The sequence below is a fragment of the Alphaproteobacteria bacterium genome (assembly GCA_005883305.1).
Classification (GTDB): Bacteria; Pseudomonadota; Alphaproteobacteria; order Sphingomonadales; family Sphingomonadaceae; genus Allosphingosinicella.
In genome coordinates this window covers 152,615-176,062 of record VBAC01000002.1, presented here as the reverse complement: position 1 = coordinate 176,062, position 23,448 = coordinate 152,615, and the positions used below count along the sequence as shown (strand labels likewise).

The following is a 23,448-nucleotide window of genomic DNA, read 5'->3' as shown; positions in this document are numbered from 1 at the left end:
GGGCGCGCCGGGGAGGGAATGCTGCAGCTTTTCACCGCTTCGGACGGGGCGACGATCGCTTATCGCGACGAGGGCGCGGGCGTTCCGCTCGTGCTGCTCCACGGGCTGATGGCGCATGGCGGCTTCTTTCGCGAGCAGCAGGCGCTGGCCGCCGATTTCCGCCTCATCACGATCGACCTTCGCGGCCACGGCGAATCGCACGGCGCTCCGGCGCCCACGGTCGAGCGAATCGCCGCCGATGTCGCGGGCCTGGCCGAGGCGCTCGACCTGGAGGGCGCGATCGGCATCGGCTGGTCGCTCGGCGCGACCGTCCTCTGGCATGTGCTGAGCGGCCCCGCCGCCGCTCGCTTCGCGGGCGCCGTGGTGATCGACATGACCGCCCGGGTGCGCAACGATTCGCGCTGGGATCTCGGCCTTTCCCCCGAAGCCTGCGACGCGCGCAGCCTCGCCATTCGCGACGATTACGAAAGCTTCGCCTTTTCTGCCGGCCAGGCGATTTTCGCCCAGCCCGTCGCCGCCGGGCGGAGGCAGCTTGCCACCTGGGTATCGGAGGAATTCGCCCGCAACGACGCGGGAGCCATGGCCGCCGTCTGGGAATCGCTCGTCGTCCAGGACGTGCGCGCCCTGCTCGCCTCGATCCGCCACCCGACCCTGATCGTCCACGGCGCTCACAGCTCGCTCTACGGCGACGGGACCGCCGATCATCTCGTGGCCGCGCTGCCTCAGGCACGCGCCGTCCGCTTCGAGCGCTCGGGGCACGCCCCGCATCTCGAAGAGCCGGATTTGTTCAACGACACGCTCAAGGAATTCGCGGGCCGCCTGTCGCGCGCCCGTGCTGCACAAACCACCGAATGACGAGGAGAAGCCCGATGTCCAGCACCACCAGCCTCAAGACCGGCCTCAAGATGGGCGCCGCGTTGATCGCGCTCACCGCCTTCGCCGGCCCCGCCTTCGCTCAGGAGCCGCCGGCCGCGACTACGGCGGAGCCGGTCACCACGCCGGGACCGGATGAGCTGATCACCGTAACGGCGCGCCGCCGCGCGGAACGCCTGATCGACGTCCCGATCGCGATCAGCGCCTATTCGGGCGAGCAGCTGGAAAATGAGGGCGCGCTCGACCTCACCGACATTGCCGACACCACCCCGAACGTGACCATCGAGGCCTCGCGCGGCACCAATTCGACGCTTTCCGTGTTCATCCGCGGCGTCGGCCAGCAGGATCCGGTCGCCGGCTTCGAAGCGGGCGTCGGCCTCTATATCGACGACGTCTATCTCAACCGCCCGCAGGCGGCGCTGCTCGACATCTACGACGTCGAGCGGATCGAGGTTCTGCGCGGGCCGCAGGGCACGCTCTACGGCCGCAACACGATCGGCGGCGCGATCAAATATGTCACTCGCCGTCTGCCCGCCGATGCGGAGCTGCGGATCCGCGGCAATGTCGGCACCGACGAGCAGGCCGATCTGGTGCTCACGGGCTCGACCCCGGTCACCCAGGATCGCCGCCTGCGCGTCGGCGCGTCGATCGCCCGGCTGTCGCGCGGCGGCTTCGGCGACAACCTCACCACCGGCCTCGAAAACTACAACAAGGACGTTTGGGCCGGCCGCCTTTCCGCCGAATATAACAATTCGGGCACCGCCTTCGTTCGTCTCCAGGGCGATTACACCGCCGACGACAGCAACCCGCGCGGCGGCCACCGGCTGATTCCGGGAATCGCCAGCGGCACGCCCGTTCTCGGCAACGTCTTCGACAGCCAGGGCGGCCTGCTCGATCCGACCCAGCGGGTCCGCGCCTGGGGAGTCAGCCTCTACGGCGAGGTTCAGCCGTGGGACGGCTGGACGCTTCGCAGCATCACCGCCTACCGCAAGGACAATTCCAACACCCCGATCGATTTCGACGCCTTGCCCTCGGTCAACGTCGACGTTCCGGCGGTGTACCGCAACGAGCAGACCTCGCAGGAGGTGCAGGTTCTCTACAATCGCGGCGGCTTCAATGCCCTGGTCGGCGGCTATTATCTCGACGCCACCGGCGTGACCATCTTCGACGTGCGCCTGCCCGGCGGAGTCACCGCGCTCACCTTCGGCGACGTCGGCACCGAGACCTACGCTTTGTTCGGCGACTTCAGCTACGATTTCTCGCCGATGTTCAGCGTCTCCCTCGGCGGCCGCTATACCTGGGACCAGCGGACCTCCAACGTCCTTCGGCGGACCTACCTGGGCGGCGGCTCGCCCTTCTTCGGCGGCAACGGCACCCTGTTCCTGACCACGTCGAGCTTCATCGGCACGGCCGATTTCCAGAAGTTCACGCCGCGCGCCTCGGTCAGCTTCCACCCGGCCGAGAACCAGACGCTCTATGCGAGCTGGTCCGAAGGCTTCAAGGGCGGCGGCTTCGATCCGCGCGGGGTCACCACCGCCTGCCGAACGCCGGCCGGCGCGGTCTGCAACGCGCAGGAAATCTACGACTTCATGTCGTTCGAGCCGGAGACGGTGAGGAGCTACGAGCTCGGCTATCGCGCCGAGCTGTTCGACCGGCGCCTGAACATCAGCCTCAACGCCTTCCGCGCCGATTATCACGACGTCCAGGTCCCGGGCTCCGTCGGCGCGGTGGTGGGCGGCACGCAGACCTTCATCGGAATCACCACCAATGCCGGCCGGGCGCGCTTCCAGGGCCTGGAGTTCGAAGGCAATGCGATCCTCCCCGTCAATTTCTCGGGCGAGGACCGGCTGACCTTCTCCTGGGCGCTCGGCTATCTCGACGCCAAATATCTGGAGTTCATCGACGCCCGCGGAATCGACGTCGCCGACCGCCGCGACATCCAGAACACGCCGGAATGGACGGCCAGCGGCACGCTCGGCTACGAAACGCCGGTCGCCGGAGGGAGGCTCAACTGGAGCAGCACCATTTCCTATCGCAGCGGCAGCCAGCAATTCGAGCTGCGCACGCCGATGCTGGACCAGGGCGGCTTCGCCCTGTGGGACATGAACATCGTGTGGCGCTCGGGCGACGACCGCTGGATGGTGGGCCTCCACGGGCGTAACCTGACCAACAAGGAATATATCGTGTCGGGCTACAACTTCCTGTCGCAGAATCCGGATACCGGCGTGTTCAACCGCAACCCGGTGACCGGCAACTACATCCCGACGCTCGGCAACGAAGGCGTTCTGACCGCCTATTACGGGAATCCGCGGCAGGTGTTCCTGTCGGTCGGGTTCAACTTCCGTTGATTCAGGTCGGGAGCAGGATCGAGGGGGCGGCCGTGAGCGGCCGAGTCCTCCTCATCCTGCTCCTCGCCTACATCTTCAACTTCATCGACCGCCAGATCATCGGAGTCCTGGCGGTACCGATCAAGGCGGAGTTTGGGCTCAGCGACAGCGCGCTCGGCAACCTCGGAATTGCCTTCGGAATCTTCTACGCGGCGATCGCTCTGCCGATCGCCTGGCTCGCCGATCGCAAGAGCCGGGTCAACATCATCGCCGCCGCGGTCGCGGTCTGGAGCCTGTTCACCGCCGCCTGCGGCCTCGTCCAGACCTACGGCCAACTCGTCGTCGCCCGAATGGGCGTCGCGGTCGGCGAGGCCGGGGGAATCGCCCCCGCTTATTCGCTCGTCGCCGATTATTATCCGAAGGAAAAGCGCGCCCGGGCGCTCGCTTTCTATTCGCTCGGGATCCCGATCGGATCGGCTTTGGGCGTGTTCTTCGGCGGGTGGCTCTCGTCCCACCTTTCCTGGCGAATGGCCTTCCTGATCGTCGGCCTCGCCGGCCTTCCGGCCGCTTTGCTGATCAAGCTGCTGGTCCCAGAGCCGGCCCGCGGCCGCTTCGATCCGGCGCCGGCCGATGCGTCGTCCTCGGAGGCCCCGCCGGCATCCGCGGTGGCGCGCGTCCTTCTCTTCAATCCCAGCTTCTGGCTGCTCTCCTTCGGCGCCGCCTTCGGCTCGATCCTCGGCTACGGGCTGATCTTCTGGTTGCCGAGCTTCTTCCACCGCAGCTTCGGCCTCTCGCAGGCAGACGTCGGCTGGTATTACGGCTCGATCGTGCTGGTCGGCGGCGTCGCGGGCACCTGGCTCGGCGGCTGGATCGGAGACCGGGTCGGCCCGAGCCGTCCGGGGCGCTATGCGCTGATCCCGGCCATCTGCTTCGTGATCACCGCCCCGACCTTCGCCGCGGGCGCCTTCGCCCCCAACCTCTATGTCGCCTGGCTGCTCTTCACCATCGGCCAAATGCTCGCTCTGGCGTGGCTTGGCCCCGTCATCTCGGCGATCCAGCATATCGTCGCCCCGGCCATGCGCGCGACCGCCTCGGCGAGCTTCCTGTTCGTCAACAATCTGATCGGCATCGCCTTCGGCATCAAGTTCCTCGGCTGGATGTCGACCCGGCTCGGGGCCGCCTATGGCGAGGACTCGCTGCGTTACTCGATCCTGTTCGGGCTCGGCTTCTACCTGCTCAGCGCGGCGATCTACTTCGTCGCCGCGCGCCGGCTCGAGAAGGACTGGATCGGCTAGGTCGCGAAGCTCGGATCGAGCCTGTAGGCCTTCCTCAGCAGCGCCGGCCAGGCGAGCATATTGGCGCTCATCTTGAGCCCGACCTTGCCCATTTCAGCGCTCAGCTCCGGAGTCCCCTGCGGCGGATTGGAGACGTTCTCGTGGCCGGCCGACAGCGCCTTGATCTGCGCCTCGCAGGCGCGCTCGAGGAAGTAGATGCGGATGAAGGCCTCGCCGACATTCTCGCCCACGGCCAGCGTTCCGTGGTTCCTGAGGATCATCGCATTCTTGTCGCCGATATCGGCGATCAGCCGCTCGCGCTCGTCGAGATCGACCGCCACGCCTTCATAGTCGTGATAGGCGATATCGCCCCGGATCAGCATCGCCGTCTGGGTCAGCGGCATCAGCCCGTCGCCATGGGCGGAGACCGCCTGGCCGTTGGGCGTGTGGAGGTGGATCACCGCATGGGCGTCCTCGCGCGCCATGTGCAGCGCGCTGTGGATGGTGAAGCCCGCCGCGTTGGTGATGAACGGAGTCGGCTCGACCGGATTGCCGCTCATGTCGACCTTGACCAGGGACGAGGCCGTGACCTCCTCGAACATCAGATTGTAGGGGTTGAGCAGGAAGTGATGCTCGGGCCCCGGCACGCGCGCCGAAAGGTGGGTGAAGATCAGGTCGTCCCAGCCGTAATAGGCGACCAGCCGGTAGGCGGCGGCGAGCTCGACTCGGACCTTCCACTCTTCCGCGCCGACCCGGTCCTGCATCGGCGGGATCTCCACCGTGGAAAGAACATGGGCCCCGGCCATGCTTTGGGCGATTGCGTCGACGCGTCCCATCAGTCGCTCCCTGGTTCGCGCTCGCTATAACCCGGCGCGGCGCGCTCCGCCATGCTCCGGAGGGCGGCTGCAAAAGGATCGGTTTTCGACAGGATCGCAAAGTCGCGCATCGAATCGCCGCAAAGCGTGCTAAAAACAGGCAAGGACTCGACCGGGGGGGACAGGATTTGGACGAAGAATTCGCGATCAGCTCCGACGTCGTCAATCGGATCCTTTACGGTAATGGCGACCGCCAGCGCTTCACCCAGGACACGCCGATCCTGCCCGACGTATGGCAGCGTTATGCGGCGCGGCCGGGCGAGCGGCAGGATCTACTGATCACCCCGCTCGAATCCACCTCGGCGGTGGCCCTGCTTCGCAACCTGCTCGCGGCCGAGGGCGCCGACAAGCCGGCGTTGCGCCGGAGCGCCAGGTTCGCCCCGCTTCAGACCTTCCTCGCCGCGCAGCTGACGTTCGACGAGGTGATTCATTATCTGCTGCCGCGGACCCAATGGGCGCAGACCGCGTGGAAGGTCTTCACCGAAAATGCGGAGAAGACGGCGTCGGGCTTCGCCGAAACCGCCTTCCGTCAGGCTTTCCAATCCGCCCTGACCCCGGAGGGGCTGAGGGAGGTGCTTGGGGAGCCGGAGGACAAGGCCAAGGCCCGCAAGGACAAGTCGCTGTCCGGCCCGCTGCTCGACATCGCCCGAATCATCACTCTGACGGCGATCATCAGAATCGCCCGGGACAGGGGGCTGCGGAATATCACCCAGGCGCGCAAGCTCGCCGAATATCATGCCGAGATCGTCGCCTGCATCGACGAGCTGCTCGGCATGCTGCCCGCAATGGCCAGGCCCGCGGAAGCGAAGCCGGGGCAGGAGGAGCCGAGAATCTGGCGGATCGCCAGCAACCGGGCGATCCGCCTCGCCGACGAACATGCGCGCTCGACGGTCAAGGCGGACGCCGCCTACCGGTTGTTCGACGTCAAGTGCGAGACGATCACCTGGGCGGTCATCGATTCCGGGGTGGACAAGGATCATCGCGGCTTTTTGCGCGATCCCCGAGACCCGGAATCCAAAAGCCGGGTGATCAAGACCTACGACCTGTCCATCCTGCGCGACCTGCTCGACGCGGCCTATGACGAAAACGACAATCCCGTGCTGGAAACGGCGGCGCAGCGCGCCGGGCTCGGGATCGAAGAGGCCCGCAAATATCTTCGCAACGTCTACCAGAGCATCAGCGACACGGAGACGCTCGATTGGTCGTCGATCGAGCGCCTGATCGCGGTCGAAAATCCGTCGACGCCGACCGACGGCCACGGCACCCATGTCGCCGGCATCATCGGCGCCGACCTGCGCGAGGAGGGCGACCCCGAAAAGGTCGTGCTCCAGGGCATGTGCCCGGACATCCGGATCATGGACCTGCGGATCATTTCGGACACGATCGAGGACACCGAGTTCGCGGTGATCGGCGCGCTTCAGCTGGTCCGCTACCTCAACAGCCACAACCAGTATATCGTCGTCCACGGAGTCAATCTCAGCCTTTCGATCCCGCACGTCGTGGAAAGCTTCGCCTGCGGGCGAACGCCGGTCTGCGACGAATGCGAACGGCTGGTGGGCGCCGGAGTCACCGTCGTCGCCGCCGCCGGCAACAATGGCTATCACAAATACCAGACCGAACGTGGCCTCTTCCCCGGCTACGCCACGCTCAGCATCACCGACCCCGGCAATGCCGACGCGGTGATCACCGTCGGCGCAACCCACCGGCGGGATCCGCACGCCTACGGCATCTCCTATTTCTCCAGCCGCGGCCCGACCGGGGACGGGCGGATGAAGCCGGACCTGGTGGCGCCGGGCGAGCGGATCGAGAGCCTGTTGCCGAACAACGAGACCGGGACGCTCGACGGCACCAGCCAGGCCGCGCCGCATGTCAGCGCCGCCGCCGCGATGCTGATGGCGCGCTATCCCGAGCTCAACCGCAACCCCCGGCGGATCAAGCGCATATTGTGCGAAAACGCGACCGATCTCGGCCGCGAGCGCGCGTTCCAGGGCCATGGCCTGCTCGACATCCTGCGGGCGCTGCAATCGTTCTGAAGGAGGGGAAGATGGCGACGGATTTCTTCACGCTCGAGGCGCTGCCGGCGCGCTACGGCGATTGCCTGCTGCTCCATTACGGCACCGCCGCCGATCCCGGCCTGGTGCTGATCGACGGCGGGCCGTCGCAGGTCTGGAAGCCCTTTCTGGAGCCGCGGCTGAAGGCGCTGCAGGCCAAGCGGGGGGCGGCCTTCCACATCGACATGCTGATGGTCAGCCACATCGACGACGACCATGTGCTCGGAATCACCGATTTCACCAAGGCCTGGCGCGCGGCCAAGACCGCCGGCCAGCAATGGCCCTATCCGGTGCGCACGGCTTGGTTCAACAGCTTCGAGCGCATCTCCAACGCCACCAATATCGGCGCGGTGACCGCCTCGGTTACGGCCTCGGCCGGCGCCACTACGCTCACCGACGTGGATCTCGACAGCCCTGAGATCACCAATCCCAACAAGGACGAGGCGCGCGCCGGCCTGAAGGTGCTGGCCAGCGTCAACAACGGCAGCATCCTGCGCAAGGATCTGGAGGCGCTCGCCATTCCGATCAACAAGGGCTTCGACGGCAAGCTGGTGCGCCCCGGCAAGGGGCCGGCCGTGCCCTTCCAGCTCGGCCCGGAGCTGAGCCTGCGCGTCGCCTCTCCGCTCGCCAAGCAGCTCGACAAGCTGCAGGAGATGTTCGCCAAGCAGCTCAAGCCCGAAGACGCGCTCGCCGCTTACACCGACGGCTCAGTGCCGAACCTGTCGAGCATCGCCGCGGTCGCGACCTACAAGGGCAAGACCGTCCTGCTCACCGGCGACGCGCGCGGCGATTACCTGATCGAGGGGCTGAAGGGGGAGGGGCTGCTCGACGCCGCCGGCAAGCTCCATGTCGACATCCTCAAGATGCCGCATCACGGATCGGACCGGAACGTCGATCCGTCCTTCTTCACCACGATCACCGCCGACCATTATGTCGCGTCCGCGGACGGCACCTTCGGCAATCCCGACCGGCCGACGCTGGAAATGCTGATCGATCAGCGCGGCAAGGCGGCGCAATATGTGATCCACCTGACCTATCCGGTCGCCGACATCGATGCCCGGCGCAAGGGCGAATGGGACAAGGACCGGCAAAGCGAGATCGACAAGGGCAAGGCCCCGCGGAGAGCCTGGGACCCCGACAAGGACGACCTCGGCAAGCTGTTCGCGCAGAAGCAAAGCGAAGGCTATGCCTTCCAGTTTGCGGCGCCCGCCGCCGCCGGCCAGTCGGCCAAGGTCGAGCTGCTGGGCCCGATTCCCTTCTAGGGCGCCACCCTGTCGGGGTGAGCGGCGGCGAAGGGTTCGAGCGCGCAGGCCGCCGCGTCGGCGGCGACCAGCGTCGGAAAAGCGTCGAGCGGCACGTCGAAGCGCCGGGCGTTGAACATCTGCGGCACCAGGCAGGCGTCGGCCAGAGTGACGGCGTCTCCGGCCAGGAAGCGCCCTGCGCGCGCCGCCGCCAGCGCCTCAAGCGCGGCAAAGCCTTCGCTGACCCAGTGCCGATACCAATCGTCGCGCGCCGGCTGGTCGACGCCCAGCCCGGCGAGGTGCTTCAGCACGCGCAGGTTGTTGAGCGGGTGGATGTCGGCGGCGATCGCCAGCGCCAGCGCCAGGACGTGGGGATCGCCCGACCGCAGCGGCGGGTCCGGAAATCGCGCGTCGAGCCAGGCGATGATCGCCAGGCTCTGAGTGAGCCGCTCGCCATCCGCCTCAAGCATCGGCACGAAGCCCTGCGGATTGCGCGCGCGATAGGCTTCGTCCTTCTGCTCGCCCTCCAGCAGGTTGACCGGCACACGCTCGTATTCGAGACCCTTCAGATTGAGCGCGATCCGAACCCGGTAGCTGGCCGAGGAACGGTAGTAATCGTAGAGCGTGAGCGTCATGGCCGCACCATAGCGGCGGGGGAAGGGCAGGCAAATGGCGGGGGCGGGTCTCTGGGCGAAGGTTCACAAATGGCTGGCGTTGCTGATGGCGGTGCAGATCCTGTTCTGGTTCGCCAGCGGCCTGTTCTTCGCCGCCTTTCCGATCGAGCGGGTGCGCAGCGAGCATATGATCGCCGTCCAGCCGGCCGCCCCCCTCGATCTCCAAGCCGCGGCGGCCGGCCTCGCGCGCCTCGGCGGCGAGCCGAGGGCGGAGAAGGTGGAATTGCGCAATCTTTTCGGCCGGCCCGTCGCGCTTCTTTCCGGGCGCGAGGGGCGGCCTCGGCTTTACGACCTCGCCAGCGGCCGCAGGCTCTCGCCCATCCCGATGATTCTGGCCACGCGAATCGCCGAGGCCGATCATGCCGGCGGAGGCCGAGCGGTTCGGGTCGATCGGATCACCGCCAACGATTCCGAATATCGCGGCGCGCTTCCCGCCTGGAGGGTCCGGTTCCCCGAGGACGGCCGGGCGCTCTACGTCGCCGCGGATACCGGAATGGTCACGGCGCGGCGCTCAACCTTGTGGCGGGTCTACGATTTCCTGTGGGGACTGCACATTATGGACTGGCGCGGCCACGAGGATTTCAACACGCCGCTTCTGTTCGTCGCCACCGCTCTGGCCCTCGCCATGTCGATCGCCGGCATCGTCCTGCTCCCGAGCCGGCTCGGCTTCACCGCCTGGCTTCGTCGTCGCCGGCGCGCTCAGGAACGGGCCAGCTGACCGGCGGCGGCGCGCAGACCAGCCTGACTCTGCGCAAGCGCGTCGCTGCGCCCGGCTGTCCAGGCGCCGAGGAAGAGGCAGGTGAAGGCGGCGTAGAGGACCAGGTTGGCGCGCATGTTGCGGTAGAGGTGCGGCAGGATCAGAAGCAGCAGCACGCCGAGCGGCGCGACCAGCATCGCGGTGAGGCAGAGGAGCGCGGTATCGACGCCCGCCGCCGCCCCGATGGTCGCGCGCAGCACGGCGAACGTGACGAGGCCCGCCAGCGCGAGAATTACCCCGAGGCGAATGTAAGGCGCGTCCATGTCGGTCTCCGGGGCATCTGATCTAGGCTGTACCAACATTCAGCAGGGTACTGAAACTCCCTCTCCCATGGGGAGAGGGTTGGGGTGAGGGTTACGGCGTCGGAGGATAACCACGAACGCCGTAAACCCCCACCCTACCCTCCCCCTCAGGGGGAGGGGATCAGAAAGCTGAATGTCGATACAGCTAGTCGATCCTCAGCCGAATGAACGCCATCGCGCCATCGGGGTTGCCCCGGTAAGCGGCCTCGAGCGGCCCCGGGACGAAGTTGACGGCGTAGAGCGCGCCGAAGCCGAGCCGGACGTTCGGCGCGACTCGGAAATCCCGGATAGCGCCCGCCGAGACCTTGCCGACGTCGAACGCCGGGCCGTGATGGCCGAGCGCGGGAAGCAGCTCGTCGGTCTCGATCGTCTCGCCGCGCGCGAACAGGGTCCACGAACCGATTCCCGCCGCGCTTTCGAGAACGAGGGCGTCGAACTGCGAATGCGCGCCCGATCGCCGACCCCAGGCCAAAGTCGTCGACCACCAGCCCTCGGAGCCGAAGCGGCGCGTGTAGATCGCGCTCGCCGACCAGCGGGTCGAATTCTCGCCCGGCTCGAGCTGCTCGGGGCTCACCAGGTGCGCCCAACTCGCCTGCAGCGAGAGGTTGGCCGTCGGGCTCCAGGACAGGCGAAGCGCGGTCGAATCGAGCGGGCCCGTCTCGATGTCCCAGCGCCGCTCGTCGGGCTCGCGGCCGTTGAAGCGCGAGCCTTCGATCTTCACCCCGCCGACGATCAGCCCTGCGGTGACCACGCCGAAGGTGATGTGGGTCGAATCGAGCCAGTGGTGGCTGATCGGCGCCTCGGGCGAATCCATGATCGACATTCGGTGCATGAAGGCCGGCGGTCCGAAGGCCGGCTCGCCGGGCAGGCCGGCGTAGAGGAACAGGCTCGTATCCCCGCCGATCCGGTGGCTGTAGCTCGCCGACAGCTCCATGAAGAAGTCGTGCGGGTGCTGGCGGTCGACCAGCGGCGTGATCCCGTCCGCCGTCTCGCCCGAGGCGAGGTGGAGCGGATAGCCGCGCCGGCCCATCAACGGGTCGGGACTCAGCATCGCCCGCAATTGCAACGTGCCGGCCCCCAAGTCGCGCCGTGCGGAGCCCATCGCCATGCCCGAGACGAACGCCATCTCGTCCCCGCGCGGCCCGCTCTGCCGGTCGTAGACCGCGTTCAGAGAGAGGTGGCCCATCAGCATCCAGTCGCCCGACATGGCATGAAGCCCCCCGTGGATCGACGAATCGGGCTGCCAGGCGGTGCCGGACGCCTCCCGGCTCATCCCGTAGGGGCCGAGCGCGCCGGTCATCCGGTGCTCGGTCTCGCCGGGATGGGCTTCGGGCATCTGATGAGCCGAATGGTCCATCGCCGGCGCCTGCGGTGCTTCGGCAGGGGGTGGCGGCGCGGGCTCATGCCCGGCATGCCCTTGATGCTGCGCCAATGCGGGGCCGGCGAAAAGGACTGCGGACGCGAGCAGCATGGCCCTCATCGCGTGCGCTCCATCAGCTGGATCAGCTCGGCCGCCTTCCGCCGCTGCTCCGCCCTATCGCCGCCGACGATCGCCGCTTCGATGCAGTGGCCGAGATGGCCCTTCAGCATCTCCGTCTCGACCTTGGCCAGGGCGGCGCGCGCGGCCTGCAGCTGGGTGAGCACGTCGATGCAATAACGGTCCTCCTCGACCATCCGCGCGACTCCTCGCACCTGCCCTTCGATCCGGCTGAGCCGGTTGAGCAGCCTCGCCCTATTTTCGCGTTCCATCCTGCAATTCCTCGATCTCGTAACCTTGAACTATGCCCCACCGGGGTATATGTCAACATACCCCATCTGGGTATGGGGGAATATCGTGACGTCTCACGCGCATCATCACCATCATCAGGCACAGGGCGGTGGCCCGTGGCGACTCGCCGCGCAGGCGACGCTTCATTGCCTCACCGGTTGCGTGATCGGCGAGGTCGCCGGTCTCGCGATCGGCGTCACCATCGGCCTCCCGGCCTGGCAGACGATCGTCCTCGCGACCCTTCTATCCTACGCCTCCGGAATCATTCTCGGCCTCCTGCCGGTCATGGGGGACCGCGCGATCGGCGCGCTCGCGGCGCTTCGCATCATCTGGGTGGGCGAGGTCGTTTCGATCGGCGTGATGGAGCTCGCCATGAATTTCGCGGACTATCAGCTGGGCGGGATGGGGGCGCCTTCGATCCTGTCGTGGATGTTCTGGCGCGGGCTCCTGGCCGCGGTTCCTGCGGGCTTCCTCGCCGCCTGGCCGGTCAATTCCTGGCTTCTGCGCCGCGATCTGAAGAGCTGCCATTGAGCTCAGAAATAGGAGCGGATCCCGAACACGATGTTGGTCGCTTCGGTGCCGTCTCCCGCTGCCCGCGCGAGATCGGCGGTTCGGCCGATCAGGCGGGTGTGGCTGATCCCGACATAGGGAGCGAAGGGCTCGGCGATGCGGTAGCGCAGCCGTGCGCTGAGCTCGAAATCCGTGGCGCCGCGGCCGAGGCCGAGCGCAGGCATGTCCTCCGCCGCGAAGCCTAAGCCGGCATAGGGCTGGAAAACCAGGTTCCGCACCGGCTCCCAGTCGTAATAAGCGTAGAGGCTGCCGGTCAGCTCGCTCCTGGTCGAATAATAAGCGAAGGCGCCGACATAGAGCGGCGTGCTGACATTGCCCTGCATTCCGACCACCGCCCAGGTCCGCCGAGGCGCGAGGAAATCGCGCTGGACGCCGGCCTGGAGGGCAAGGCCGGCTGCGGCTATGGGGTGGCTGTAGAGCGCCTGCGCCTCGACATAGCCAAGGCCGCCGCGGAAATCCCCCTCGCCGGCGCTCGCGAGCCAGAGGCGGTGGTTGCCCCTGCCGAGCTCCGCCGACACGTCCCAGGCGAATCCGTTGCCTTCCGGGCTGGCCTCGATGCGGTCGCCGTAGAAGGCGTGGACCGCCTCGCCGTCGACGGGCACGCCGGCATAGGCAAGCGGCGCGGGCGCCGCCGGTCGGTCGGGCGCGGCCGGGAGCAGCACCTCTTCATAGCCGAGCCGCTGCGCCGCCGCGGGCGCAGGCGCGAGCAGGCCCAGGATAAGGAAGGCTGACCGCATCGGGCCGGGCTAAGGAAGCGAGGCGCGCCCCGCCAGCGCGGAATCGGGCCTGCCCCCTATTGGGACATCAGGGGCCGACGTCGCCGTGGCGCGCCGCCGCCGCCCGGCGCGGCCGCGCCGGGAGGCCGAGCGCCTGCGCGACGTCCTCGTCCCAGCCATAGACGTCGGGAGCGAAGACGATCCGGCCGCCGTCGACGAAGGCCGTCTGGTAGAGCAGCCGTACGGGGATCGGATGCGGCAGGGTCACGAACGATTCCTCGTCCTTCTCCCGCGCCTCCTCCCACGCATCGAGCACGCCCTGATCGGCGGCGATCAGCCTGGCGAAGCCGAGCGCGTCCTGGACCCGGACGCAGCCGTGGCTCTCGTGCCGCTCGGCGCGCGAGAAGAGCGCCTTGGCGGGCGTGTCGTGGAGATAGATCTGCTCGTCGTTGCGAAGGTCGAACTTGACCAGGCCGAGCGAATTTTTCGGCCCCGATTTCTGGACGATCTGGCCGTTGCGCCATTCCATGTTGTTGCGCCGCATATAGGCCTCGCCCTTGGGCACGATCTCGGCCTGCTCGATCGAATGCGGCACCGTCCAGGTCGGGTTGGCCGCGAGCCGGAAGAGCGGCGAGCCGAGCTGCGGCGTCTGGTGCTCTGGATCGCCGACCACGGCTCGGCGGACGTCGGCCACCTGCCCGTCGCGCAGATAGGCGAGCGTCGCCGCCGCGGTGTTGACGTCGATCCGCGTCGCCGGCGGAGTCCGCTCGAGCCAGCGCCGCCGCTCGAGATTGACCGCGAGCGCGCGCGCCCGGTCGATCGCCGGCGTCGCGGCGCGCCTTTGCGGCGATCCCTCCGGATGCTGGGTCGCCGCCGTGATCTCGCGGTTCGCGGCCAGATAGGCTTCCGAAAGCGCGCGATATTCGGAGTCCTGCGGGGCGAGGCCGCGCAACCAGTCGCCGACATTGCCGGCCCGAAGCGCTCCGGCGAGGCCTGCGGCGAGGTTCGGATTGGGCCGCGGCACGGTATAGACCTCCTGGAGCCGCGTAGGATCGGTCTTCCCGCGCGCCAGCGCCTCGGCATAGGAAATGGCCGCGAGGCTGAGCGCGGCGTCGTGCGCGGCGCCGCGCGGCGCCTGCTGGATCGGGCGAAGGAAGGCGTCCTTGTCGAGCGCGTGGTGGTCGGCCTCTCCGATCGCCGCGAGCAGCGCCTGCTCGCTCTCGCGGGACCAGGCGCTCTGCCACCCGCGCCCCTCGTAGAAGCGCGCGACTCGCGGATCGGAGACCGCGTGGCGCAGATCGGCGTTCGCCTCGGCCGCCGCCGGGGCGCCCCGCTGGCCCGCCGGCTGTCCGCACCCCGCGAGCGCGATCAGCGCGCCCGCAACCCAGATTTTTGCCTGCACAACGGCTCCACAACAACGCCACATGAGCCCCCACAACGCCGCGCGCGCCCGATACGATCCCTCGGCACGGTAGCGCGGCTTAAGCCTTGCTTAGCCTTATGCCCTTATTCGGGCCGAACCCCATAGGAGTGCAGCCTTTGAGCCGTGGACAATTGGCCATTCTACCGACGCCGGAAGGACGCACGGCGGAGCGCCGGATCGTCAACCTCGCCGCGCGCCTGCGCGAGCCGGGCGCCTCGATCTTCGATGCCGAGGTGATGAACCTTTCGACCGACGGCTTCATGGCCACCGTGCCCAACGCGCTGGAAGCGGGCACGATCGTATGGCTTCGACTGCCCGGCCTCGAGCCGCAGAACAGCCGGGTCGTCTGGTGCGAGGACGGCAAGGCCGGCTTCCAGTTCACCAACCCGATCCACCCGGCGACGATCGACCTGCTCGTCCAGACCAACCGCAAGGCCCCGCCCAAGCGCCATTTCGGCCCACAGGGCTGAGGCGTAGGTTTTCGTCATTGCGAGGAGCGCAGCGACGAAGCAATCCAGGCCGCGCCGGACGCCGCACTGGATTGCCGCGCTTCGCTCGCAATGACGGATGGGCCGCGCTGGAAGCCAACCGGCAACGCGCGGTCCCGCGTTAGCGCCAGGCTGCGCCCGCGCGCCGAATCGAATGGAACGGGGAAAAAGGGGTGGTGCCGCTTAACGGACTCGAACCGTTGACCCCATCATTACGAATGATGTGCTCTACCAGCTGAGCTAAAGCGGCCTGCCCGGGAGCGGGGCCATTATCAGCGCCCCCCCGGCATGGCAAGCGCGGCGCGGGCGGCGCGGAAACCCCGCGAACAAGCTTAACCATATATCAACCACGCCGGGTGCACCTTCCGTGCTCAGTCGTAAGGGCGGCAAGGGACGCGCCGAACATATGGACAATTACCGGGAGTTCGGGGACCAGCCCACCTGCGTCGCGGGCGACGATGAGCCGGCGATGGAGCGGCCGCCCGAAATCGGCGTCGACGAGCGCCGGATGCACGTTCGCGCCTACAATTACTGGGTCTCGCTCCTCTCGGGCCGAGCCTATCCCTCGATCCAGGATCTCGATCCCGCGAATATCGAGGATTTCGGGCCGCACAGCGTGCTGCTCGATTTTTCGCGCGACGCCGAGGATCCGGAGATCGCCTATCTCGGCGGCGCGCTGCGCACCGAATGCGGCCTCGACGCCGGAGTCCGGCGGATCAGCGAGGTGCCAAGCCGCTCCCTCCTGTCCCGGCTCACCGACCACTACCTGCAGATCATCGCCAATTCGGCGCCGATCGGCTTCGAGGCCGAGTTCGTCGGCCAGCGCGGCTATCACACCATGTACCGCGGAATCCTCATGCCGCTGTCGACCGACGGCGAGACGATCGACTTCATCTACGGGGTGATCAACTGGAAGGAGGTCGCCGACGAGGCGACCGCTTCCGCGCTCGCCGGCCAGGTGCGTGGCGCCATCGCCGCCGCGCCGGCCCCGCAGGCGGCCGAATCGCTCGTCTGGGCCGACGGCCCGCACGCCGATTTCGACGCTCCCGAGCCGGCTTCGGCCGAGCCGGACTCCAATCTCAGCCTGTGGCCCGAAAATCCCGGCCTCGGCGATCGCCTCGGCCTCGCCCGAGCCTCCGCGGAGGAAGCGCGCGACAGCGATCGGCGCAGCCGGACGGCGCTCTACCGGGCGATCGGCCTGGCCCACGATTTCGCGCTCGCCGCCGCCGCCGAGCCGGATGATTATGCCGAGCTGCTGGAAGATTCCGGGATCAAGGCCCAGGCGCGGGCTCCGATGACCGCGATCGCCAAGCTCGTCTTCGGCCTCGATTACGACAAGACCCGCTTGACCGAATTCGCCGCCTGCCTTTCCTGGGCGAGCCGCGAAAGTGTCGCCGAAGGATCGCTCGCGGGGCGGATCGAGGCGCACGAAGGTGGCCTCAAGGGCATCGTCGCCGCCGAGCGCGCGCTTCGCCGGCCCGCGCCCAAGCCCGACCGCTGGACCGAGATCCGCGCCGAGCTCCAGGCGGCGCGCCCTCTGGCCCGCGTCGACATTGCCGTGGAGGGCGACGGCGAATTCGTCCTGCTCGTCGCCCGGCGAGAGAGCGACGGGCTGGCGATAGTCGCCCCCGTCTCGGACGCCCGGCTGGTCGACCAGGCGATCCGCAAGAGCGCGGCCTAGGGTACGGGCTCAATCAGAAGTTCACCCTGGAAGGGGAATCAAAGGAGTCATCCCGGCGAAGGCCGGGACCTATGGACACTTTGGGTCCAGAAGAAGCGCAGACCTGCGTCTTTCCACCGAACACCGAGTTCATGGGTCCCGGCCTTCGGGGGCCCCGCAAAGTAGTACTTTGCGGGGTGCCCCTTCGCCGGGATGACTCTGAAATTTCTCGCCAATTCAGGGAAACCAATGGAGCGCCGCCTAGATCTCGGCGGCCGTGTCGCTCAGCCACCACGGCTGCGCGCAGCCCCACCTGAATGTTCCCCGGCGAAGGCCGGGGCCCAGGAGCCGAAGGCTTCTGGGGGCAGGGCCGGCATCCGCATTCGGCGCCGATCTTCGCTGAGACCCTTTCGAACCCGGGCTCGCGCCCGCCTGGGCTCCGGCCTTCGCCGGGGAACGGGCCTTCGCCGGGGAACGATTGAACTCCTTTTCGCACTGGTGGTATGATCCGCCGGCAGGGGCCGCCGGGAGACTCGTCATGCGCAACCTCGTCCTCGCCTCGCTCCTCGCCGCGCCGGCCGCGGCCCAAGCCCAGCAGTCGCCGCGCGTCGTCGAGGTCCGGCTGTCGAGCTTCGCCTACGCGCCCGAGGAGATTCACCTCGCCGCCGGCCAGCCGGTCACCCTGCATCTGGTCAACACGGGCAGCGGCGGCCACAATTTCGCGGCGCCGGAATTCTTCGCCGCCGCCGGCGCCGCCAGCGGCCCGGTCGCCAACGGCAAGGTCGAGGTCGGCTCGCACGGCGCGGTCGACGTCACGCTGACGCCCGCGGCCGGCCGTTACCGCCTGCGCTGCACGCACATGATGCACTCGGCCATGGGCATGTCGGGCGAAATCGTCGTCGAGTGAGGTTGCCGCCAGCGTAAGCCCGGGTCTATAGGCCGCCCCGGGCGCGCGCTCGCGCCGCGGACCGATCCCGGGAGACCTTATGAAAGCGGACAGCATGGTAGCGGGCAATGCCGCTCACCAGGGCTTGATCGGCAACCTCGCCGACGCGTTGTGCGGCGGAGCGCTCCCCGGGGAGCTCAAGGATTTCGGCAAGGAGGATTGCCAGGCCGCCGCCGCCTTCGTCGCGGCCTCGATCGGCCGCCGCCCGCCCGGCACCGCCATCGTCAAGCTCGAATCGACCGGCACCCGGCTCGGCCAGCGGCGCATGCGGATCTGCATCGGCAATGACGACATGCCGTTCCTGGTCGATTCCATTGCCGGCGCGATCGCCGCCCGGGGCCTCATCATCCACCGACTGCTCCACCCGGTGGTCTGCGTCGATCGCGACTCCAAGGGCGCCCTGAAGGGGCTCGAGCCGCTCTGCGACGACCGCTCCCGGCGCGAATCTTTGATGTATATCGAGGTCGACCGGGCCGACGCCAAGGGCCGCTCGGAGCTGGTCGCCGAATTGCAGCGCGTTCTCGCCAACGTGCGCGAGGCGGTCGGCGACTGGCGGGCGATGCAGGAGAATATGCGCGCCCAGGCCGATTCACTCGCCGACGGCGAGGGCAAGGCGCTGCTTCACTGGCTCGCCGACGGCGCGATGACCCTGCTCGGCTACGAGGTCGAGCGGCCGGGCAAGAAGCCGTCGGACCGGCTCGGAATCATGAAGCTCTCCGACGACCCTACGGACGAGGGCGGAAGCGAGGGCGCGATCCGCTATTTCGAGCAGGGCGGGCAGGTGCCGCTGATCGCCAAGGCCGATCTTCGCTCTCCGGTCCACCGCCGGGTGCCGCTCGACCTGATCGTCGTTCCGCTCAAGGGCAAGGGCGGCAAGATCGGCGGCATCGGAGTCCATGCGGGCCTGTGGACCAGCGAGGCGCTGACCCTGCCGATCGAGGAAGTCCCCGTTCTCCGGCGGGTGCTGATCGACCTCGAAAAGGATTTCGGCTTCGAGCCCAGCGGCCACAGCGGAAAGGCGCTTCGCCACGCCATCGCCTGGCTTCCGCGCGACCTGCTCGTCAACCTTCGCTACGCGGAGGTGAAGGAGCTCGCCGCCACCGCCATCTCGCTCGCCGACCGGCCGCGCCCGACCCTCATCCTGGTCCGCTCGATCCTCAAGGGCCACATGTTCGCCTTCGTCTGGCTGCCGCGCGACGAGCTCACCACGCGCCGCCGGATCGCCATCGGCGAGATGATCGAGCAGGCCGCCAAGGGCGAGATCACCAACTGGTCGGTCGATCTCGGCGACGGCGACCTGGCTCTCGTCCGCTACACGCTGAACGTCGATGCCAAGGCGCCGACGCCCGACGTCGCCGCGCTCGACCGCCGGCTCGACGCGATGGTCCGCGGCTGGGTGCCGAGCGTGGAGGAGGCGCTCGGAGGCTTGGTCGGCGAAGCGCGCGCCACCCGGCTGGCGATCACCTTTCTCGACCAGTTTCCCGAAGGCTACCGGATCCGCACCGGCTCCGAGGACGCCGCGCACGACGTCGTCTGCCTCGCCCGCCTCGAAGGTCCGGCCGAGCGCGCCGTCCGCCTGTTCGCCCGCGACGGCGAGAGCGGCGACCGCCTCCACCTGAAGACTTACCGGCTCGCGGAGATCATTCCGCTGTCCGAGGCCGTGCCGGTGTTCGAGAATTTCGGCTTCCGCGTGCTCGACGAGGTGCCGACGCCCGTGGGGCGCGGCGGATCGACCGGCTTCGTCCACGATTTCGACCTCCAGATGCCGCGCGGGGGCAACGCGGCCACGGTGCTCAAGCGCGCCGACCTCGTCGAGCGCGCCGTCGCCGACGTGCTCGAAGGCAAGGCCGAGAACGACCCGTTCAACCAGTTGATCGTCGCCGCCAGCCTCGAGCCGCGCGAGGTCGCCTTGTTCCGCGCCTGGTTCCGCTATCTGCGTCAGACCGGCCTTTCCTATTCGCAGATCACCGTGGTCGACGCCCTTCGCCACGCGCCCGACGTCACCCGCGGCCTGATCTCGCTGTTCGACGCGATGCACGATCCCAGGCAGCGCGGCCGGACCGAGGCGACCGAGGCGGCCGAGCGCAAGATCGAGCGCGGCCTCGCGGGCGTCGCGGCGATCGACGAGGACCGGATCCTGCGCCTGATCCGCGGAGTCATCCGCGCCACCTTGCGCACCAACGCCTTCTCCCCCGCCGGCGCGGAGGCGCTCGCCTTCAAGCTCGATTCCGCGCAGGTGCCGGGCCTTCCGGCGCCGGTGCCGTGGCGCGAGATCTGGGTCTACTCACCCCGGGTCGAGGGCATCCACCTGCGTGGCGGGCCGGTCGCCCGCGGCGGCCTTCGCTGGTCGGACCGGCGCGACGATTTCCGCACCGAGGTGCTCGGGCTGATGAAGGCCCAGGTGGTCAAGAACGCGGTGATCGTTCCGACCGGAGCCAAGGGCGGCTTCTATCCCAAGCAGCTTCCCCCCGCGTCGGACCGCGACTCCTGGCTCGCGGAAGGAACGGAAAGCTACCGCATCTTCATCCGCTCCCTGCTCTCGGTCACCGACAATCTGGTCAAGGACAAGGTGGTCCATCCGGCCAAGGTCGTCATCCGCGACGGCGTCGATCCCTATTTCGTGGTCGCCGCCGACAAGGGCACCGCCAGCTTCTCGGACGTCGCCAACGCGATCGCCATCGATCACGGCTTCTGGCTCGGCGACGCCTTCGCCTCCGGGGGCTCCAACGGCTACGACCACAAGGCGATGGGGATCACCGCCAAGGGCGCCTGGGTCTCGGTCCAGCGCCACTTCCGCGAGCTGGGGATAGACGTCCAGAAGGATCCGATCCGGGTCGCCGGAGTGGGCGACATGTCGGGCGACGTGTTCGGCAACGGCATGCTGCTGTCGAAGGCGATCAAGCTCGTCGCCGCCTTCGATCACCGCCACATCTTCCTCGATCCCGATCCCGATCCGGCGAAGAGCTGGAAGGAGCGCAAGCGGATGTTCAATCTGCCCCGCTCCTCCTGGGCCGATTACGACAAGGCGCTGATCTCCAAGGGCGGCGGAATCTTCCCGCGAAGCCAGAAGTCGATCCCGCTGTCGAAGGAGGTCCGCGCCATGCTCGGCCTCGCCGCCGACAAGGTCGATCCGGCGACTTTGATCAACGCGATCCTCAAGATCGAGGCCGACCTGCTCTGGTTCGGCGGCATCGGCACCTACATCAAGGCCCGCGGCGAAAGCCATTCCGAGGTCGGCGATCCCGGCAACGACGGGGTCCGGGTCAACGCGGCCGAGCTCCGCGTCAAGGCGATCGGCGAGGGCGCGAACCTCGCCATCACCCAGGCCGGCCGGATCGAGTTCAGCCAGTCGGGCGGGCGGATCAACACCGACTTCATCGACAATTCGGCCGGAGTCGATTGCTCGGACAACGAGGTCAACATCAAGATCCCGCTCAACCGCGAGATGGCGGAGGGGCGGCTCGGGCTCGATGAGCGCAACCTGTTGCTAGCGGAGATGACCGACGAGGTCGCCGCGATCGTGCTCGAGGACAACCGCCTTCAGACCCTGGCGCTGTCGATCGCCGAGCAGGGCGGCGCGCGCGATCTCCCGCTGCTGGTCCGGGCGATCGAGATTCTCGAGGAGAGCGGGAAGCTCAACCGCGCCGTCGAGGGGCTCGCCTCGAACGAGGACCTGCTTCGCCGCGCCCAGCAGAATCTCGGCCTCACCCGGCCCGAGCTGGCGGTGCTCCTGTCGACCTCCAAGATGCGGCTCCAGGCCGCGATCGAGGGCGGCACCTTCACCAGCGACCCGACGCTCGAGGCCGAGCTCCTCGCCGCCTTCCCGCCGCAGATGCAAAAAGCGCACAAGCCGGCGATTCTCAACCACCGGCTGAAGAAGGAGATCATCGCCACCAAGGTCGCCAACCGCTTCGTCAACCGGCTCGGAATCATCGCCCCTTTCTCGCTGACCGAGGAGGAGGGCGCCTCGTTCAACCAGGCCGCGGCCGCCTTCCTCGCCGCCGAGCGCCTGTTCGACATGGACAAGCTCTGGGCCGAGCTCGACCAGGCCGCGGTGCCGGAGGATGTGCGCCTCGCTCTGTTCGCCCGCGCGGCCTCGGCGCTTCAGATGCACATCGCGGACCTTCTGCGCGTGACCTCGCCCGACATGACTCCGGGGCAGCTGGTCGAGATGCTGAGGCCCGGCCTCCAGAAGCTCGGCGCGATGGTCGAGGATCTGCTGCGGCCCGAAGCCAAGGCCGAGGCGGGGACGCTCCGCGCCGAGCTCGACGAGATCGGCGCCCCGCGGGGCATCGCCGACCGCATCGTTCGCCTGCTCGAGCTCAACGCGGCGATCGGCCTCGCCATGCTCGGGCGCAAGCTCGGCATCGACGAGGTCCAGCTGACCCGCGCCTACACCAAGCTCGGCGAGGCGCTCGGGCTCGATTGGGCGCAGAACGCGGCCAACCATTTCGAGGCGCGCGACCAGTGGGAGCGGCTGCTGACCGCCGGCCTCGCCCGCGATTTCGAGCAGCTCCGGCTCGAATTCCTCGAGCGGCGCAAGTCGGACGATCCCAAGGGTGTGGTCGACAAATGGGTCGCCAGCCAGGGCCCGCGAATCGAGCAGTTCCGCCGCACCGTCGAGCGCGCGCGCACCGCCTCGGTCACCACCGCCCCGATGCTCGCCCAGATCGCCACCCAGGCGCGGGTGCTGCTGGGGCGCTGAGTCCTTAGGGGGAAACCCTCGCCGCTTACATGCGTTAATACCCTTCTTGAGAGCTCGTGGGGCGCGTGATGAGGAGAGTACCCATGAGGAAGATGCTTTTGTTGGCCGCCGCCGCTTCGGCGCTCGGCGCGGCCGCCCCGGCGGCCGCCCAATATTATTCCGCCCCCTACCGCACCGTCCCCAGCCAATATGGCGTGGACAATTCCTACGACGTCCGCATCAGCCAGCTTCATCAGCGGCTCGACGCCGGAATCCGCGCCGGGACGATCGATTCCCGCGAAGCCTATCGCCTCCGCCGCGAGCTCGACGACCTCGCCCGCGTGGAGCAGCGCCTGTCCTATAACGGCCTGACCGAAAGCGAGCGCTTCGATCTGCAGCGGCGAATCCGGTCGGTCCGGCAGGACATGCGCTACGCCGATGGCGGCGCCTGGGACCGCAACGAGCGCTATGGCTATGACGACCGCGCCTACGGCGCCTATGGCGCCGGCGTGGCCCCCTATGGCGCGGCCCCCGGCTATTACGGCCAGGGCGGACCTTATGAGGAGGTCGTCTGCGAAAGCCGCAGCGGCGTCGGCGCGCTGATCGACAGCGTGTTCGGCCGCGATTGCTTCCGCGTCGGCCAGCGCGTGCCGAGCAACCTCTACGCGGTGCCGAGCGAATATCGCTCCATGTATCGCGACGGCTACGGCACCTATTACCGCTCCGACGGCCGGGCGATCTACGAGATCGACGCCCGCACCAACACGGTGCTCAGCGTCCATCCGCTGAACCGGTAGTCAGGAGCCGCCCGGGCATAGC

19 protein-coding genes and 1 tRNA gene are annotated in these 23,448 nt (G+C 68.1%); 12 read left to right on the top strand and 8 right to left on the bottom strand.

The genetic code is table 11. From position 1 onward, the window contains the following. Positions 1–18: 18 nt before the first annotated feature. From E6G92_14025 to E6G92_14015, 3 genes are read left to right on the top strand one after another with little or no spacing between them, the layout of a single operon-like run. Positions 19–855 (top strand): alpha/beta hydrolase, encoded by an 837-nt coding sequence (locus tag E6G92_14025; GenBank protein TMJ17430.1) that lies wholly within the window; start codon positions 19–21, stop codon positions 853–855. 14 nt (positions 856–869) lie between these two features. After that, positions 870–3,221 (top strand): TonB-dependent receptor, encoded by a 2,352-nt coding sequence (locus tag E6G92_14020; protein ID TMJ17429.1) that lies wholly within the window; start codon positions 870–872, stop codon positions 3,219–3,221. After that, a complete protein-coding gene (locus E6G92_14015) occupies positions 3,221–4,495 on the top strand; it encodes an MFS transporter (GenBank protein TMJ17623.1) in 1,275 nt (424 codons plus the stop codon). Before E6G92_14020 ends, E6G92_14015 begins: the two co-directional genes overlap by 1 nt. Here E6G92_14015 and E6G92_14010 read toward each other — a convergent pair. Further along, on the bottom strand, positions 4,492–5,238 hold the full coding sequence (locus E6G92_14010; protein TMJ17622.1) for a class II aldolase/adducin family protein: 747 nt from the start codon (positions 5,236–5,238) through the stop codon (positions 4,492–4,494). The genes E6G92_14015 and E6G92_14010 overlap by 4 nt on opposite strands. A 239-nt stretch (positions 5,239–5,477) precedes the next feature. Between E6G92_14010 and E6G92_14005 the strand changes: the two genes are divergently transcribed. Together E6G92_14005 and E6G92_14000 are read left to right on the top strand one after the other, a co-directional pair. Next, positions 5,478–7,382, top strand: coding sequence for a hypothetical protein (locus E6G92_14005; protein TMJ17428.1), 1,905 nt, complete (start codon positions 5,478–5,480; stop codon positions 7,380–7,382). An 11-nt stretch (positions 7,383–7,393) separates the two neighbouring features. Further along, positions 7,394–8,662, top strand: coding sequence for an MBL fold metallo-hydrolase (locus E6G92_14000; GenBank protein TMJ17427.1), 1,269 nt, complete (start codon positions 7,394–7,396; stop codon positions 8,660–8,662). On the opposite strand, the gene maiA is transcribed toward E6G92_14000, so the two are convergent. Continuing rightward, a complete protein-coding gene (maiA, locus tag E6G92_13995) occupies positions 8,659–9,276 on the bottom strand; it encodes a maleylacetoacetate isomerase (GenBank protein ID TMJ17426.1) in 618 nt (205 codons plus the stop codon). The two genes, E6G92_14000 and maiA, sit on opposite strands and share 4 nt — an antisense overlap. A gap of 34 nt (positions 9,277–9,310) precedes the next feature. Between maiA and E6G92_13990 the strand changes: the two genes are divergently transcribed. Continuing rightward, positions 9,311–10,033: a hypothetical protein gene (locus E6G92_13990; protein ID TMJ17425.1), complete on the top strand. Its 723-nt coding sequence runs from the start codon at positions 9,311–9,313 to the stop codon at positions 10,031–10,033. Here E6G92_13990 and E6G92_13985 read toward each other — a convergent pair. From E6G92_13985 to E6G92_13975, 3 genes are all read right to left on the bottom strand, one after another. Beyond that, positions 10,015–10,335 (bottom strand): hypothetical protein, encoded by a 321-nt coding sequence (locus E6G92_13985; protein ID TMJ17424.1) that lies wholly within the window; start codon positions 10,333–10,335, stop codon positions 10,015–10,017. The genes E6G92_13990 and E6G92_13985 overlap by 19 nt on opposite strands. Positions 10,336–10,519: 184 nt before the next feature. Further along, positions 10,520–11,854 carry a hypothetical protein gene (locus E6G92_13980; protein TMJ17423.1) on the bottom strand — a complete coding sequence of 445 codons (1,335 nt, stop codon included), beginning with the start codon at positions 11,852–11,854 and terminating at the stop codon, positions 10,520–10,522. Beyond that, a complete protein-coding gene (locus tag E6G92_13975; protein ID TMJ17422.1) occupies positions 11,851–12,123 on the bottom strand; it encodes a metal-sensitive transcriptional regulator in 273 nt (90 codons plus the stop codon). Before E6G92_13975 ends, E6G92_13980 begins: the two co-directional genes overlap by 4 nt. 49 nt (positions 12,124–12,172) lie before the next feature. Between E6G92_13975 and E6G92_13970 the strand changes: the two genes are divergently transcribed. Further along, a complete protein-coding gene (locus tag E6G92_13970; GenBank protein ID TMJ17421.1) occupies positions 12,173–12,673 on the top strand; it encodes a DUF4396 domain-containing protein in 501 nt (166 codons plus the stop codon). Positions 12,674–12,675: 2 nt separating this feature from the next. On the opposite strand, the gene E6G92_13965 is transcribed toward E6G92_13970, so the two are convergent. Both E6G92_13965 and E6G92_13960 read right to left on the bottom strand, forming a co-directional pair. Next, on the bottom strand, positions 12,676–13,449 hold the full coding sequence (locus tag E6G92_13965; protein ID TMJ17420.1) for a copper resistance protein B: 774 nt from the start codon (positions 13,447–13,449) through the stop codon (positions 12,676–12,678). Positions 13,450–13,516: 67 nt separating this feature from the next. Further along, positions 13,517–14,854 carry a murein L,D-transpeptidase gene (locus E6G92_13960; protein TMJ17419.1) on the bottom strand — a complete coding sequence of 446 codons (1,338 nt, stop codon included), beginning with the start codon at positions 14,852–14,854 and terminating at the stop codon, positions 13,517–13,519. Positions 14,855–14,982: 128 nt separating this feature from the next. Here E6G92_13960 and E6G92_13955 point away from each other — a divergent pair, with 128 nt between their 5' ends. After that, entirely contained in the window at positions 14,983–15,321 is a 339-nt protein-coding gene (locus E6G92_13955; GenBank protein ID TMJ17418.1) for a hypothetical protein, read from the top strand. Between the two features lie 192 nt (positions 15,322–15,513). On the opposite strand, the gene E6G92_13950 is transcribed toward E6G92_13955, so the two are convergent. Next, positions 15,514–15,589: transfer RNA gene (locus E6G92_13950), tRNA-Thr, on the bottom strand. A 156-nt stretch (positions 15,590–15,745) separates the two neighbouring features. Here E6G92_13950 and E6G92_13945 point away from each other — a divergent pair. From E6G92_13945 to E6G92_13930, 4 genes are all read left to right on the top strand, one after another. Then, positions 15,746–17,020, top strand: a complete 1,275-nt coding sequence (locus E6G92_13945) for a hypothetical protein (GenBank protein ID TMJ17621.1) — start codon at positions 15,746–15,748, stop codon at positions 17,018–17,020. A 517-nt stretch (positions 17,021–17,537) separates the two neighbouring features. Then, a complete protein-coding gene (locus tag E6G92_13940; protein ID TMJ17417.1) occupies positions 17,538–17,906 on the top strand; it encodes a copper-binding protein in 369 nt (122 codons plus the stop codon). Positions 17,907–18,000: 94 nt separating this feature from the next. Then, on the top strand, positions 18,001–22,650 hold the full coding sequence (locus E6G92_13935) for an NAD-glutamate dehydrogenase (GenBank protein TMJ17620.1): 4,650 nt from the start codon (positions 18,001–18,003) through the stop codon (positions 22,648–22,650). A gap of 83 nt (positions 22,651–22,733) precedes the next feature. Continuing rightward, complete coding sequence (locus E6G92_13930) at positions 22,734–23,426, top strand: hypothetical protein (GenBank protein ID TMJ17416.1); 693 nt, start codon at positions 22,734–22,736, stop codon at positions 23,424–23,426. The last annotated feature ends 22 nt before the right edge of the window (positions 23,427–23,448 follow it).

Bases quoted from the DNA above. Each gene is read 5' to 3' on its own strand.
- E6G92_14025 (TMJ17430.1), top strand. From the start codon at position 19: ATGCTGCAGCTTTTCACCGCTTCGGACGGGGCGACGATCGCTTATCGC.
- E6G92_14020 (TMJ17429.1), top strand. From the start codon at position 870: ATGTCCAGCACCACCAGCCTCAAGACCGGCCTCAAGATGGGCGCCGCG.
- E6G92_14010 (TMJ17622.1), bottom strand. From the start codon at position 5,238: ATGCAGGACCGGGTCGGCGCGGAAGAGTGGAAGGTCCGAGTCGAGCTC.
- E6G92_14000 (TMJ17427.1), top strand. From the start codon at position 7,394: ATGGCGACGGATTTCTTCACGCTCGAGGCGCTGCCGGCGCGCTACGGC.
- maiA (TMJ17426.1), bottom strand. From the start codon at position 9,276: ATGACGCTCACGCTCTACGATTACTACCGTTCCTCGGCCAGCTACCGG.
- E6G92_13990 (TMJ17425.1), top strand. From the start codon at position 9,311: ATGGCGGGGGCGGGTCTCTGGGCGAAGGTTCACAAATGGCTGGCGTTG.
- E6G92_13985 (TMJ17424.1), bottom strand. From the start codon at position 10,335: ATGGACGCGCCTTACATTCGCCTCGGGGTAATTCTCGCGCTGGCGGGC.
- E6G92_13980 (TMJ17423.1), bottom strand. From the start codon at position 11,854: ATGAGGGCCATGCTGCTCGCGTCCGCAGTCCTTTTCGCCGGCCCCGCA.
- E6G92_13975 (TMJ17422.1), bottom strand. From the start codon at position 12,123: ATGGAACGCGAAAATAGGGCGAGGCTGCTCAACCGGCTCAGCCGGATC.
- E6G92_13970 (TMJ17421.1), top strand. From the start codon at position 12,173: ATGTCAACATACCCCATCTGGGTATGGGGGAATATCGTGACGTCTCAC.
- E6G92_13965 (TMJ17420.1), bottom strand. From the start codon at position 13,449: ATGCGGTCAGCCTTCCTTATCCTGGGCCTGCTCGCGCCTGCGCCCGCG.
- E6G92_13960 (TMJ17419.1), bottom strand. From the start codon at position 14,854: ATGTGGCGTTGTTGTGGAGCCGTTGTGCAGGCAAAAATCTGGGTTGCG.
- E6G92_13945 (TMJ17621.1), top strand. From the start codon at position 15,746: ATGGACAATTACCGGGAGTTCGGGGACCAGCCCACCTGCGTCGCGGGC.
- E6G92_13940 (TMJ17417.1), top strand. From the start codon at position 17,538: ATGCGCAACCTCGTCCTCGCCTCGCTCCTCGCCGCGCCGGCCGCGGCC.
- E6G92_13935 (TMJ17620.1), top strand. From the start codon at position 18,001: ATGGTAGCGGGCAATGCCGCTCACCAGGGCTTGATCGGCAACCTCGCC.
- E6G92_13930 (TMJ17416.1), top strand. From the start codon at position 22,734: ATGAGGAAGATGCTTTTGTTGGCCGCCGCCGCTTCGGCGCTCGGCGCG.